The 14,029-nt window shown below is 62.6% G+C and carries 13 protein-coding genes and 1 riboswitch; of the genes, 10 read left to right on the forward strand and 3 right to left on the reverse strand.

Annotation, left to right across the window (positions count from 1 at the left end; all coding sequences use genetic code 11):
- Positions 1-12 precede the first annotated feature (12 nt).
- The gene (gene ftsY / locus AC6I97_RS11030; protein ID WP_224090795.1) at positions 13-1,221 is read left to right on the forward strand and encodes a signal recognition particle-docking protein FtsY; all 1,209 of its coding nucleotides are present in this window, start codon (positions 13-15) and stop codon (positions 1,219-1,221) included.
- A 76-nt stretch (positions 1,222-1,297) separates the two neighbouring features.
- On the opposite strand, the gene AC6I97_RS11035 is transcribed toward ftsY, so the two are convergent.
- Positions 1,298-2,518: an MFS transporter gene (locus AC6I97_RS11035; RefSeq protein WP_497944892.1), complete on the reverse strand. Its 1,221-nt coding sequence runs from the start codon at positions 2,516-2,518 to the stop codon at positions 1,298-1,300.
- Between the two features lie 227 nt (positions 2,519-2,745).
- Between AC6I97_RS11035 and AC6I97_RS11040 the strand changes: the two genes are divergently transcribed.
- Positions 2,746-4,065: an ammonium transporter gene (locus AC6I97_RS11040; protein WP_224164585.1), complete on the forward strand. Its 1,320-nt coding sequence runs from the start codon at positions 2,746-2,748 to the stop codon at positions 4,063-4,065.
- On the forward strand, positions 4,062-4,400 hold the full coding sequence (locus AC6I97_RS11045) for a P-II family nitrogen regulator (RefSeq protein ID WP_223933265.1): 339 nt from the start codon (positions 4,062-4,064) through the stop codon (positions 4,398-4,400). Before AC6I97_RS11040 ends, AC6I97_RS11045 begins: the two co-directional genes overlap by 4 nt.
- Positions 4,401-4,550: 150 nt before the next feature.
- On the opposite strand, the gene AC6I97_RS11050 is transcribed toward AC6I97_RS11045, so the two are convergent.
- Entirely contained in the window at positions 4,551-5,951 is a 1,401-nt protein-coding gene (locus tag AC6I97_RS11050; RefSeq protein ID WP_497944893.1) for a glucose-6-phosphate dehydrogenase, read from the reverse strand.
- Positions 5,952-6,122: 171 nt separating this feature from the next.
- Here AC6I97_RS11050 and ffh point away from each other — a divergent pair, with 171 nt between their 5' ends.
- Together ffh and AC6I97_RS11060 are read left to right on the forward strand one after the other, a co-directional pair.
- Positions 6,123-7,700, forward strand: a complete 1,578-nt coding sequence (gene ffh, locus AC6I97_RS11055; RefSeq protein WP_224164583.1) for a signal recognition particle protein — start codon at positions 6,123-6,125, stop codon at positions 7,698-7,700.
- Positions 7,701-7,809: 109 nt separating this feature from the next.
- Entirely contained in the window at positions 7,810-8,532 is a 723-nt protein-coding gene (locus AC6I97_RS11060; RefSeq protein ID WP_497944894.1) for an alpha/beta fold hydrolase, read from the forward strand.
- Here AC6I97_RS11060 and thiC read toward each other — a convergent pair.
- Positions 8,515-10,362: a phosphomethylpyrimidine synthase ThiC gene (thiC, locus tag AC6I97_RS11065; RefSeq protein WP_276573606.1), complete on the reverse strand. Its 1,848-nt coding sequence runs from the start codon at positions 10,360-10,362 to the stop codon at positions 8,515-8,517. The two genes, AC6I97_RS11060 and thiC, sit on opposite strands and share 18 nt — an antisense overlap.
- Positions 10,358-10,465, reverse strand: a riboswitch (TPP riboswitch). Its footprint overlaps the gene before it by 5 nt.
- Before the next feature lie 96 nt (positions 10,466-10,561).
- Between thiC and AC6I97_RS11070 the strand changes: the two genes are divergently transcribed.
- From AC6I97_RS11070 to AC6I97_RS11090, 5 genes are all read left to right on the forward strand, one after another.
- Positions 10,562-11,644, forward strand: a complete 1,083-nt coding sequence (locus tag AC6I97_RS11070; RefSeq protein ID WP_497944895.1) for an amidohydrolase family protein — start codon at positions 10,562-10,564, stop codon at positions 11,642-11,644.
- 77 nt (positions 11,645-11,721) lie between these two features.
- Positions 11,722-12,594 (forward strand): VOC family protein, encoded by an 873-nt coding sequence (locus tag AC6I97_RS11075; RefSeq protein ID WP_497944896.1) that lies wholly within the window; start codon positions 11,722-11,724, stop codon positions 12,592-12,594.
- A gap of 106 nt (positions 12,595-12,700) precedes the next feature.
- Positions 12,701-13,153, forward strand: a complete 453-nt coding sequence (locus AC6I97_RS11080) for a hypothetical protein (protein WP_309931313.1) — start codon at positions 12,701-12,703, stop codon at positions 13,151-13,153.
- 188 nt (positions 13,154-13,341) lie between these two features.
- Positions 13,342-13,761 (forward strand): 30S ribosomal protein S16, encoded by a 420-nt coding sequence (rpsP, locus tag AC6I97_RS11085; protein ID WP_497944897.1) that lies wholly within the window; start codon positions 13,342-13,344, stop codon positions 13,759-13,761.
- Position 13,762: 1 nt separating this feature from the next.
- Positions 13,763-14,005: an RNA-binding protein gene (locus AC6I97_RS11090; RefSeq protein WP_144659985.1), complete on the forward strand. Its 243-nt coding sequence runs from the start codon at positions 13,763-13,765 to the stop codon at positions 14,003-14,005.
- The last annotated feature ends 24 nt before the right edge of the window (positions 14,006-14,029 follow it).

Below are 14,029 nucleotides of genomic sequence, written 5' to 3' on the forward strand. Positions count from 1 at the left end.
GAAGGTAGGGGAGTGAACGATTTCCTACCCATAATTCTGTCCATTGTCGCTGCGCTCGTCGTGGTCGGCGGGCTGGTGCCGGTACTGATGAAGGCCCGGAAGTCCGGTGCCAACTACCCTGGAACGCGGGACGCCAATGACCCTGTTAAGTCATCGGCTGCAGGCAGCGGAACCCTTGTGGAGGATCGGCCGGATGCCGTAACAGCACCCCCTGCCCCTACCTTCGACGAAAGAGTCGAAGGTGCTGATGTACCGGATGATGCAGCCGGGTTGGAGACCATCGCTGTAGAGACGCCGGCGCCTGTGGAAGGCCGCCTGACCCGCCTTCGCGCCCGTTTGGTGAAATCGAACAATATTCTGGGCAAGGGTCTGCTGGCTCTGCTGTCCGGGGACAAAATCGACGAGAACGTGTGGGACGAGGTTGAGGAGACCCTGCTCTTGGCCGACCTCGGCACCGAGCCCACCATGCAGTTGGTCGATGCCCTCCGGGAACGCGTTAAAGTGCTGGGCACCCGCAGTCCGGAGGATGTCAAAGCCATGCTCCGCGAAGAACTCATCAAGCTCGTGGATCCCACGATGGACCGTTCCCTCAACGTCGAGCGCAAGGGTGACCGACCCGCCGTCGTGCTTGTTGTTGGTGTCAACGGCGTGGGCAAGACCACTACCGTCGGCAAACTGGCGCGCGTGCTCGTGGCCGAGGACAAGGACGTGCTGCTTGGTGCAGCGGACACTTTCCGCGCCGCAGCTGCTGAGCAATTGGCCACGTGGGGCCAGCGTGTAGGCGTACCCACCGTCAAGTCCGACATCGACGGCGCCGACCCCGCCTCGGTTGCCTACGAAGCCGTCAAAGCGGGCATCGACCAGGAGGTGGACGTCGTCATGGTGGATACAGCTGGCCGCCTGCAGAACAAGACCGGCCTCATGGACGAACTCGGCAAGGTCAAGCGCGTGATCGAGAAACTGGCTGAAGTGGACGAGGTCCTGCTGGTCCTTGACGCCACCACTGGTCAGAACGGCCTGAACCAGGCACGGGTTTTTGCCGAGGTGGTCAACATCACAGGTATTGTGCTGACCAAATTGGATGGCACGGCCAAGGGCGGCATTGTGGTCGCCATCCAGAAGTCGCTGGGTGTGCCTGTCAAGCTCATCGGTCTCGGCGAAGGTCCGGACGACCTCGCGCCGTTCGAAGCGGAGGGCTTTGTGGACGCCCTGCTTAACTAGTTCCCGTTCAACCAAAGTCTCCACGCTGGCTGGCCGGCAGCGGTGGTCCTCAGTGAGGGCAATCGCTGCCTGCCGGTCAGTTTTTGCTTTTAAGGGGTTCCCGCGCCACCAGCCACGCAGCGGCGGTGAGCAGCAGAACTCCGCCGGTGACAGCGAAGGCGAGCCCGTAGCCGAAGCGGTCGGCGAGGATCCCGGCTACGACGGGGCCGATGATGGCACCGGTGTCTGCGGCCATCTGGAAGACCGCCAGTACTTTGCCGCCGGAGCGTCCCCGGCCAATGACATCAGCGACAGCAGCCTGCTGCGCCGGGCCCAGCAAGCCGGAACCAAAGCCCGCCACAGCGGAAGCCGCGAAAAATGCGGGAAGGTCTGTGGTTAATCCGATGACACCGGTGGCGAGGCCAGTGATGACAAGACCCGGAACGAGCAGGGGCTTCCTGCCCCACGCATCGGCGAGTCGCCCGGAGAAGGTCAAAGCGGTGGCGTTGCCCACGGCAAAGACGGCCAATGCCCACGCCGCCGTCTCAGGCCGCGACTGAAGCGCCGCGACGGCAAAGAGCGGGATGGTAGCCATCCGGACGCCAAAGGTGACCCAACCATTTCCGAAGCTGGAAAAGACAGCCGCCCGGTACGCTGAGTCGGCCAGCGCCTCCTTCAATGTCATGGGCGGAGAGGGGGTGGCATCCTGACCGGGGTTACCCTCGCCGCTAAGCATGGTGCGGACAACCAGCGCCGCAAGGAGCAAAGCTCCCGCATAGGCAAGGAACGGTACCCGAAGCCCGAAGCCTGCCAGGAGGCCACCGACAACCGGCCCCAGGACGCTGCCTATCAGAAAGGCCGATGCGTACGCACCTGATACGCGTCCCCTGCGTTCCGGCGGTGCCAGACGGATGAGCAGCCCCATGGCGGCGACTGTGAACATTACGGAACCCGCACCCCCAAGGCCCCGGAAAATCAGCAGCTGCCAGTAATTCTGGGCGAACGCACAGGCGGCAGTGGAAACGGCAACGATCAAGAGGCCGGATACGTACACGTTCCGCTCACCGAAGCGTCCGATGAGTGAGCCCCCCGCCGGGGCGAAAACCAATCGCATGAAAGCGAAGATGCTGACAATGACGGCGGCGGCGGTGGCGCCAACGTCGAAGGTGGTGGCGAATTGGGGGAGCACCGGCGCTACAAGCCCGAAGCCCAGCGCAATTAGGAACGCTGCCGCCAACATCACCTTGATGTCGCGGGGCAGCGGTTCCTTCTCCCGCCGGATCCTTGGATCTTCAACGGATCTGGGCGACTCAGTCATGCGGTGCGGGTCCTTCAATTCTGGGTATTTGCGGGGAAGTGTGACGCATGAAACATATCCGTAACAACGGTGATATGCACCATTTACGTTGGGGAGGTTGTTGTAACGAGCCCGCAATGTAAAACCTGCGCAGGCGAAACACGGCGGCACAAAAATCTTAAGCAGGACGCAAAACGGCGTCAGGACGGCGGTTGAACCGCAGATCTAGCAAGAGAGGAACGTGCACCATGGAACTTACCGCAGGTCACGTATGGGTCATGGTGGCGGCGGCACTCGTGCTGTTCATGACTCCCGGTTTGGCATTCTTCTACGGCGGCATGACCCGCGCCAAGGCAGCCCTGAACATGATGATGATGAGCTTCATCTCCATCGGCATCGTGGGTGTGGTCTGGGTGCTGTGGGGCGCATCGATGAGCTCAGGCGAAGGCTTCATGGAGATCGTGGGCAATCCGTTTGCCACCTTCGGCCTTGAAGGTATCACCACACCCGATGGTTTGATCAAGGTCGGCTACGCGGCCACCTTCGCCATCATCACGGTAGCCCTTATCAGCGGCGCCATCGCAGACCGCGCCAAGTTCGGCGCCTGGAGCCTGTTCGTTCCCGTTTGGGTCACCCTGGTCTACTGCCCGCTTGCCTACATGGTCTGGGGCGGCGGCCTGTTCGGCCCCGAAGGCGCGATCGGCAAGGCCCTTGGCCCGGCCATCGACTTCGCAGGCGGCACCGTGGTGCACATCAACGCCGGTGTTGCAGCACTCGTCCTCGTTCTGATCATCGGTAACCGCCGCGGCTTCGGCAAGGACCCGAACCACCGCCCGCACAACATCCCGTTCGTCATGCTCGGTGCAGCCATCCTCTGGTTCGGTTGGTTCGGCTTCAACGGCGGTGCGGCAGCCACTGCTGAGCAGGCCGGCCTGATCTGGATCAACACTCTGGCGGCCCCCGCCGCAGCCATGATCGCCTGGCTCGTCACCGAACGCATCCGCGATGGCCACCCGACCTCATTGGGTGCAGCTTCCGGTGTGGTCGCCGGCCTGGTTGCCATCACTCCCGCTTGCGCCAATGTCAGCCCGGTGGGTGCCCTTGGACTCGGTGTTGTAGCCGGTGTCGCTTCAGCCCTGGCAGTCGGCCTGAAGTTCCGCTGGGGCTTCGATGACTCCCTGGATGTTGTCGGCGTCCACCTCGTGTCGGGCATCATCGGCACCGTGGCTCTTGGTTTCATCGCCCTTCCTGTCGACGGCGTTGGCGGTGGCCTCTTCTACGGTGGCGGCATGACGCAGATGTGGGCACAGCTCGCAGCTGCCGGCGTCGCAATTGCCTTCTCGGCAATCATGACGGCCATCATTGCCTTCGCAATCCACAAGACCATGGGCTTCCGGGTCTCCACCGAGCAGGAGAGCGTGGGTGTCGACCTCAGCCTCCACGCCGAGACTGCCTACGAATTCGGCGTCGGTGGCCACGGCGGAAGCTTCCAGCCGCTGCACGACCTCGTTACGGGCAAGTCTGAAGAGAAAGCTGCCGCCGAAGGCAAGGAGAGTGTCCAGGCATGAAGCTCATTACAGCGATCGTCCGCCCGGAAAAGCTCGAAGCAGTCCGGGAAGGCCTGGAAGCGTACGGGGTCCAGGGTTTGACGGTCAGCGCGGCAAGCGGCTACGGCCGGCAGCGCGGCTACACCGAGGTGTACCGCGGCGCCGAGTACAACGTGGACCTGCTGCCCAAGATCCGCATCGAGGTTCTTGCCACGGACGAGCAGGCAGATGACATCCTGGATGTCCTCATCGCCAGCTCCAACACAGGACGTGCCGGAGACGGCAAGGTCTGGACCGTGGATGTTTACGAAGCAGTTCGGGTTCGGACCGGTGAGCGCGGCTCAGCCGCCATCTAGGTCCTGAAACCAGGTTCATACACAAGGCGGGCCGGGTACCAGTAAAGGTACCCGGCCCGCCTTCTGCGTCCCCGGCCTGCTGAAGCAACGCGGGGTCACTTACGGCCCGTGGTGAGGCCATTTATGGGCCCTAAGTGACCCCGCGTTGCGTTAAGGCGCGACGGCGGTAGGCCAGTCCGCGGGTCCGGCGCTACCGGCGTCGTATTCATCCAACGGGACGGTGTCCCGCTCCCATGCCCGGAGGACCGGCTCTATGATTCGCCAGCAATCCTCGGCGGTGTCGCCCCGGACTGAAAGCAGGGGATCGCCGGTGACGATGCCCTCAAGGACTTCGCCGTATGGCAGCATGCCCGGCTCGTTGAGCTCGGTCACGAGGCTGGCGCGGTCCAAGGTGAAGATGTCCCCGGGGCCGTTCACATCGACGTCGAGTTGGAGGACATCCGGACCGAATCCAATCCGCAGCTGGTTGGGGGAGTCCACGCCGGAGAACCCCGTGGGCAGGTGCGGTACGGGACGGAAAGTGATCACCGCTTCCTTCCGCCGGCGCCCTATGGCTTTGCCGGAACGCAAAAGGAAGGGAACGCCCTTCCAGCGCCAGTTATCGATGTCCACCCGCACCTCGGCAAGCGTCTCGGTATTGCGGGCAGGATCAACGCCTTCCTCGGCGGTGTAGTCCGGCACTGTGCGTTCGCCGAGGGTTCCTGCCGCATAGCGTGCCCGCCGGGTTGACTCGCGGTAGGGGGCCTTGACGCTGCTGGCCCTCAAGACCGTGGCCACGGCATCACGGAGATCACGTTCATCGATGCTGGCTGGTGCATCGATCGCGATAAACGCCATGATGTGCAGCAAATGGCTTTGGATCATGTCACGCAAGGCACCAGCGCCGTCGTAGTAGCGGGCCCGTCCTTCAAGTGCCAGGTCCTCGTCGAAGACGATTTCCACCTTTTCAATGTGGTCGCGGTTCCACACTGGCTCAAGGAACCGGTTGGCAAAGCGCAAGCCAAGAATGTTCAGGACTGTGGCCTTGCCCAGGAAGTGGTCAACGCGGTGGATGTGGTCCTCCGGGACCAGCGTGGCCAGCGTTTGGTTGAGTTCGCGTGCAGATTCACTGCCCGAGCCGAAGGGCTTTTCCAACACCAGGCGCGTGCCGGCTGGCAATTGCCCGCGCCGCAGGACCTCGCATGCCTTCTGGCTAACGTGGGGCGGCAGGGCGAAGTAGATGGCGATGGGTCCCTCCAAGCGTGCCAGGAGGTCTGCCAGCGGGCCGTCGACCGTGACGTCCAACTGGTGGTACTCGGTGGATTCGGCCACGTTTGCCAAGGCATTACGCCCGCCCGCATCGGCTGCCTTTGACGCAGCCGCAAATGCGCCATTGACCCTCTCCTGCCATTGTTCCGGCGACCAGGGGTCCGACCCCGCGCCCACCAGCCGCAAACCGGGCGCCCTGCCCGTGGCGATAAGCCCTGCAAGTCCGGGGAGGAGCAGCCTTCCCGTAAGGTCCCCGGATGCACCGAGGATGAGCAACGTTTTCACAGTTGTTTTGCTGGTCACTGTGCCAGCATGCCATCTTGCAGGTGCGACTTGGTACCCTAGATAGTCGAGTCCCCTGATTGGCGCAGATTTGTTGGGGTTGAGGCAAATTTGTTGGGGCAGGATTAAGTCAAGACTCTGGCGTGCCGCATTGGCCGCCAATCGCAGACCATCGAAAGAAGTGCACGGCGCGTGTTCAATTCACTCTCTGACCGGTTGACAGCAACCTTCAAGAACCTCCGTGGCAAGGGCCGCCTCTCCGAGGCTGATGTCGACGCCACCGTCCGGGAGATCCGCCGCGCCCTGTTGGACGCGGATGTTGCCGTTTCGGTGGTCCGCGAATTTACCTCGCGGATCCGCGAGCGGGCTCTGGGTGCTGAGGTGTCGGGTGCGCTGAACCCGAGCCAGCAGATCGTCAAGATTGTCAACGAGGAACTCGTGGAGATCCTCGGCGGTGAAACCCGGCGTATCCGGATGGCCAAGACCGGCCCCACGATCATCATGCTTGCCGGCCTCCAGGGTGCCGGTAAGACCACCCTTGCCGGCAAGCTCGCCAAGTGGCTGAAGGCCCAAGGCCACAGCCCCATCCTTGTAGCTTGCGACCTCCAACGGCCCAACGCCGTGACGCAGCTCCAGGTTGTCGGCCAGCGGGCAGGCGTTCCTGTCTTTGCGCCTCACCCCGGAGCCACCTCGGAGTTGGAGCACCCGGCCGGTGACCCGGTGGCGGTTGCCAGCGCCGGTGTGGCGGAAGCACGCCAGAAGCTGCACGACGTCGTGATCGTTGACACCGCCGGACGCCTTGGCGTCGACGCCGAGATGATGGATCAGGCACGCCGGATCCGCCAGGCGATCATCCCGAACGAAGTGCTCTTCGTGATCGACTCCATGATCGGCCAGGATGCCGTCAACACGGCCATGGCGTTCGACAACGGCGTTAACTTCACCGGCATCGTGTTGTCCAAGCTCGACGGCGATGCCCGCGGTGGTGCCGCACTTTCGGTTGCGTCCGTCACGGGTAAGCCGGTCATGTTCGCGTCCACCGGTGAAGGTCTGGACGACTTCGAGCTCTTCCACCCGGATCGTATGGCTTCGCGCATCCTGGACATGGGTGACGTCCTGACCTTGATCGAACAGGCTGAAAAGGCCTGGGACAAGGACGAAGCTGCCCGGATGGCGAAGAAGTTCGCCGACCAGGAAGACTTCACCCTGGACGATTTCCTGGCCCAGATGCAGCAGATCCGCAATATGGGTTCCATGAAGAAGATGCTCATGATGATGCCGGGTGCCCAAAACATCCGCCAGCAACTGGAGAACTTCGACGAACGCGAAATCGATCGCGTCGAAGCGATCGTCAGGTCCATGACGCCGCACGAGCGCGTGGCTCCCAAAATCATCAACGGCTCCCGCCGGGCCCGCATAGCAAAGGGTTCAGGTGTGCACGTCTCCGAGGTCAACGGCCTCCTGGAGCGCTTCGCCCAGGCCCAGAAAATGATGAAGAAGATGGCCCAGGGCGGCATGCCGGGCATGCCGGGCATGCCTGGAATGGGTGGCCCCGGTGGCGGCCGCAAGGGTGCCAAGAACGCTCCCAAGAAGAAGGCGCGCTCCGGCAACCCGGCAAAGGCAGCCCAGGAACTCCGGGAGGCCGAAGCCAAACGTGCCAACGCGGCCTCGGCAGCTCCTACAGGAGCGGCGTTCGGTCAGGGCGCTGCGGACTTCGATCCGTCCACGCTGAACCTCCCCAAGGGCTTCGAGAAGTTCCTGGGCAAGTAACCCGGAACCTCCGACTCAACACTGTGACAGTTGGCGCCGTTATGAATGCACATAACGGCGCCAACTGTTTTTGGGCGGCGATGTCAGGGCTCTGGACTAGGGTGAATCCATGCACAAGCAGCGCGTAGTCTTCGTCCACGGACTGGGGAGCTTTGGCGCCTCGGCATGGCCCAGGCAGCACGGCATGGCCCTGTCATATGACGCACTTTTCCTCCGCCGGCACGGCTTCGATCCAGTCGCTGAACCCCTGGAATCGGACGTCGCTGCGGATATCGGCATCGTCGTTGCTTCGCTGGAGGATGCCGGGGGCGGGCACGTCGTGGCGCATGAGCAAGGTGCAATCTCTGCCATGCTCGCAGCAGTTGAACGCCCGGACCTGGTGCACTCCCTGACACTGGTTGAACCGGCCTGTTTATCCTTGACCGCCGAACTGCCTGCCACCACATTCCATCGTTCGCTCATGGAGCCGTTGTTTGACGTGCGGAACCAGGTTGAGGATGCCGACTACGAACGCGAGTACTTCAGGCGTGCATTTTCGGCCGAAGCCAGCGGGCTGGACACGCCCGAAGCCCGCCGTTCCGCACGTCGCCTCCGGCTTCAGGCGCCTCCTTGGGAGGCGCCCCTTCACATCGTTCCCGGCGTGCCTACCCTCGTCCTTACGGGCGGGTGGGAACCCCTGTACGAAGAAATCGCCGGGTACCTGGAGGACACCGGTGCCCTCCGCCGCGTAGCAGCTGGAGGGCACCGGCCCCAGGACTCGGTTGATGGAGACCGGATTATCCGCTCATTTGTGGCCGATGTTGTCCGGACGAGGTCAGTTAAGGTTTCCTGACGCTCCGGCCGCGTGGGTAGAGGGAAGCTGCAGCTCAGGCAGGTACACCTTGCCACCTGAAGCCAGGAATTCTTCGCTCTTTTCCCGCATGCCGTCGTATATCCCCGCAATAGCTGCCTGCGCGTCGGCCGAACCGAACTCGTCCCTGATGTCCTGGCTGATACGCATCGAGCAGAATTTGGGTCCGCACATCGAGCAGAAGTGCGCGGTCTTCGCCGGTTCCGCTGGCAGTGTTTCGTCGTGGAATGCCTCGGCGGTGACCGGGTCCAGGGACAGTGCGAACTGGTCCCGCCAACGGAACTCGAACCTGGCCTTGGACAGAGCATCGTCGCGTTCGTTGGCGCCCGGGTGTCCCTTGGCGAGGTCCGCCGCGTGCGCTGCGATCTTGTACGTGATCACACCGGTCTTGACATCGTCCTTGTTTGGCAGCCCCAGGTGCTCCTTGGGAGTTACGTAGCAGAGCATGGCGGTGCCGTAGCGGGCGATTTCTGTGGCACCGATTGCCGAGGTGATGTGGTCATAGCCGGGAGCAACGTCCGTGACAAGCGGTCCCAAGGTATAGAAGGGGGCACCTTTGCAGAGTTCCTGTTGGCGCTCCACATTCTCGCGGACCAAGTGGAAGGGAATATGCCCGGGTCCTTCAACCATTACCTGGACATCAAATTCCCATGCCCGCTGGGTCAGTTCGGCGAGCGTGTCCAACTCGGCGAACTGTGCGGCGTCATTGGCATCTGCCGTGGCGCCCGGGCGCAGCCCGTCACCGAGGGAGAAGGCGACATCGTACTTGGCGAAGATTTCGCACAGCTCATCGAAGTGCGTGTAGAGGAAGTTTTCCTGGTGGTGCGCCAGGCACCAACCCGCCATGATCGAACCGCCGCGGGACACGATGCCGGTGACGCGGTTGGCTGTCAGCGGCACGTACCGAAGCAGCACGCCGGCGTGGATGGTCATGTAGTCCACACCCTGCTCGCACTGCTCGATCACAGTGTCGCGGAAGATCTCCCACGTGAGTTTATTGGCCTCGCCGTTGACCTTTTCCAGGGCCTGGTAGATCGGGACAGTTCCGATGGGCACGGGGGAGTTGCGGATGATCCACTCACGCGTGGTGTGGATGTCATCGCCGGTGGACAGGTCCATAACGGTGTCGGCACCCCATTGGGTGGCCCACTGCAGCTTGTCTACCTCTTCGGCAATGGAGCTCGTGACGGCGGAGTTGCCGATGTTGGCATTGATCTTGACCAGGAATGCCTTGCCGATGATCATCGGCTCGGATTCCGGGTGGTTGATGTTGTTGGGAATGATGGCCCGGCCTGCGGCGACTTCACTCCTGACGAGTTCAACATCGCAGTTCTCACGCAACGCCACGAACTGCATTTCAGGCGTGATGATGCCCTTCCTGGCGTAGTGCATCTGGGTGACGGTCTTGCCTTCGACGGCGCGGCGGGGCACCGGCTGCGCGCCCTTCCACTCTGCCGACGCTGCGCCTCGGCGGACGGCCGATTTGCCGTCGTCGAGCAGGTTCCGTTCGCGGCCGGAGTAGGCTTCCGTGTCGCCCCGGCCCTCAATCCATGCGGCCCGGAAGGGCTCCAGGCCCACTACGGGATCACTGCCGGGCCCCGCGGTCCGGTACACCTGCAGCGGAGCGTTTGCCTCCCCGTTGGGGGACGGTTCAAGCGCGATTTCCGTGACGGGGACGCGAATGCCGTTGGCGGGGTCTTCCAGCCAGGCCAGCGAATGGGACTTCAGCGACTGCGTGACGGTTTCAGCCGCCTTTTCGCTGCTGTTGGCCTGGTTTTCGGCAGGGCTGTGCTGTGTTTCGGTGGTGCTCAAAGGATTACTCACTTCCTTCGCCGGCATTACCCGGACAGGTTCAACGGTCGCAGACTGCTTCAGTCCGATCTCAGCCCCTGCAGGGGCCCCCGTGTGGTCGTAGACGAAGCTACCACAGCTCCGATCCGGGGCCCAGTCATGATCCAAACGCAGACCCGTCGGTAAACCTGTGTCATGCAGGGCAGATTAGGCTTTTGCCATGGCCAACATCATCGAATTCACCGGTCCTGTGCTTGTTGCAGGAGACGACCAACGGCACGGGCTGTGGTCCGTTGATGGCAACCTGACGTTCGAACGTCCCGTTGCCGCACCCGATTCCATACTGGAGGGATGGGTCCTCCCTGGGTTTGTGGACGCCCATTGCCACATTGGACTTGGCGTCGGCGGGGCAGTTGATGAGCAGACAACCCTTGCCCAGGCCCAAGCCGACCTGAAATCCGGCACGTTGTTGATCCGTGACGCCGGCTCGCCAAGCGATACACGCTGGGTTCAGCGGCGGGAGGATCTCCCGAGGCTGCTTCGTGCCGGGCGCCACATCGCCCGGAGCCGGCGTTACCTGCGTGGATTGGGTCACGAAGTGGAGCCCGGCGAACTCGTGGAGACAGTCCGCAAGGAAGCCCGGGATGGGGACGGTTGGGTGAAACTCGTGGGCGACTGGATCGATCGCGGTGCCGGCGACCTCGCGGTTTCCTTCCCTCGGAACGTGGTGCGGGATGCGATTTCTGCCGCCCACGACGAAGGGGCCAGCGTGACGGCCCACTGCTTCGCTGAAGACACTATTGATGACATGCTCGACGCCGGGATTGACTGCATTGAGCACGCCACCGGCCTTTTGCCCCGGCACATTCCCCGTCTGGTGGAGCAGTCTGTCCCGATTGTTCCTACGTTGGTAAACATCGCGACTTTTCCGGATATCGCCGTCCAGGCCGCACCTAAGTTTCCAGTCTACGCCGAGCACATGACCCGGCTCTGGGAGCGACGCCGTGAACGGGTGCTCGAGGCCTTTGAAGCCGGTGTTCGCATCTACGCGGGAACGGATGCAGGGAGCGTGATCAAGCACGGCAGGATCGCTGATGAAATGCAGGAGCTTTACGACGCCGGCCTGCCAGCCACTGCCGTACTGGACGCCGCCACGTGGGGCGCACGGGAGTGGCTGGGAGCCGAGGCCATCAGCGAAGGGGCAAGTGCCGACGTCGTGCTGTGCCGGGATGATCCCAGGGAGAACCTCGCAACTGTGGCAAGCCTGAACCATGTAGTCCTTCGCGGGAAAGTGGTCTACTAGGAATAAATTGAAGCTTCAAGTGATTTAGATAGGTAGAACGTGCCGAAGGGCGGCCACCTATGAACCGGGAGCTTCACATGACGACGACATCCAACCAGGATCTCCTTCCTGCCGAACTCACGATGGGCACGGTCATGCTCAAGGTCGGCGATATGAAGGTCATGAGTGACTACTATCAGCGGGCCTTGGGCTTGGAGATCGTGGCCGAGCAGGATGGCGGGCTGTACCTGGGACGACTGGGCAAGCCTGTAGTCCACCTCGCTCCCGCGGCCGGCCTGCAGATTCCAGGCCGTGGGGAAGCGGGACTTTTCCATACCGCCATTCTGTTCCAGGACCAGCCTTCCCTGGCAGCCACCATCGCCACGGCGGCACAGTATGAACCGCGCGCCTTTGTGGGCAGCGCCGACCATTTGGTGAGTGAAGCGTTCTACTTCACCGATCCGGAGGGTAACGGTATCGAGCTCTACTACGACAAGCCGCGCGATGTCTGGCAGTGGGATGGCAGGAATGTGGTGATGGACAATGTTGCCTTGCCGCCGCAGCGTTTCCTCCAGCAGCACTTGAGCGAGGCTGCCGTGACTGGCCAGCGGGAAGCCGCTGCCGGCGTCGGGCACGTGCACCTTCAGGTAGGTGACGTGCAGACCGCCCAGGATTTTTATGTGGACACGCTGGGTTTTGAGAGGACAGCGGGCTGGCATGGGCAGGCATTGTTTGTTTCTGCGGGCGGCTACCACCACCATATGGCGATGAACGTATGGAACAGCCGTGGGGCCGGGCCCCGCAGGGATACGCTGGGCCTGGGCGAAGTCCTGATCGAGGTTCCATCTGCCGAGGATGTCGCCGCACTGGCTGACCGGCTGAAAGTTGCGTCCGTGGCGAACCACCATACGGGCCTGGAGTTGCAGTTCGAAGACCCCTGGCGCAACACGCTGCGCGTGGCAGTTCGCTAAGCAACCTCCCACTGCCTTTTCGAGGGCAGGGGCCGGGACTGCACTAGGCTGGGTCTTGACGGTATTCGCCCCCGGGCCCTTGCCGCCGCCCCGTCAGCACGAACGAATGAGAGCACTCTCCATGGGCTTTGCCGAAATTTTTGTAGCCACCCACGATGAAGCCCTCAAGAGGGCGGCTGCCCTGGACCGGGGCGCCGACGTTACCGGCCCCGCCGTCAGGATTGATGGCATCACCGACTTTGAGGTCGAGCAACTGGGTGACCTTGCCGGCAAAGCCGTTCATGCTGCCGGCGCAGACTACGAACTGGCGTTGGTGGACGTCACCAGCGACGCACTCCTTGGTGTTCCAGAGGCGATGGTGAGGGCACTTGCCGAGCTGCTGACGTACGAAAGCGAAGGCGACGGGAACGTTCTTGACGACGTCGCTGCGGCGTGGGCAGCGCAGGAAGACATGCCTTTTGGCGCGGACGAATCGCGTCAGTACGTGCAGCAGTTGGCCTCCTTGGCTACTGACGTGGAAAAAGCGGAGCGGTCAGGGCTCTACGTCTGGTCTGTCTGACCGTTGGGGCCGGGAGTGGCGAAAGTCGTAATTACTTCCCGCATCTGGCACAATGGTCAGGTACTTGATTGGCGCGGCCCCTCTCTCCGTGCCCAAATCTTGTCCTTTCGAACCCCCAAGTATGGCCCGCCCCACGGGTGCAGAACGTCGGGTTCAACCCCGTTTCAGAAACAGGAGTGACCACAAAAGTGGCCGTAAAGATTCGCCTTAAGCGCTTCGGTAAGATGCGCGCACCGTACTACCGCATTGTCGTCATGGATGCCCGCGCCAAGCGCGATGGCCGTGCCATTGAAGAAATCGGCAAGTACCACCCCACCGAAGAGCCGTCGTACATCGAAGTCGCTTCCGAGCGCGCCCAGTACTGGCTTTCCGTTGGCGCCCAGCCGACCGAGCAGGTTGCCGCGATCCTTAAGATCACCGGTGACTGGCAGAAGTTCAAGGGCCTGCCGGGCCAGGAAGGCATCCTGAAGACCAAAGCTCCGAAGGAAGCCTTCGTAGCCCCGGAGAAGGGTTCCGTCATCATTCCGGAAGCCATCACCAAGAAGGCCAAGAAGGACGAAGCCGAAGCTCCGGCCGAGGCTGAAGCAGAGACCACCGAGGCTGAGTAAATTGCTGGCAGAAGCGCTCGAGCACTTGGTCCGTGGGATCGTTGACAGCCCTGAGGATGTCAAGGTCAGTGCCAGGAACAACCGCCGCGGGGAATCCCTTGAGGTGCGTGTTCACCAGGAGGACCTCGGACGGGTGATCGGCCGTCAGGGACGTACCGCACGCGCATTGCGCACTGTGGTTGCAGCCCTGGCAGGTGGCGAGCAGGTCAGGGTCGACGTCGTCGACACCGATCGTCGCCGGTAACGCGCTCAGCAATACTTGTCTTAG

It is taken from the genome of Arthrobacter sp. TmtSoilC48 (genome assembly GCF_059739425.1).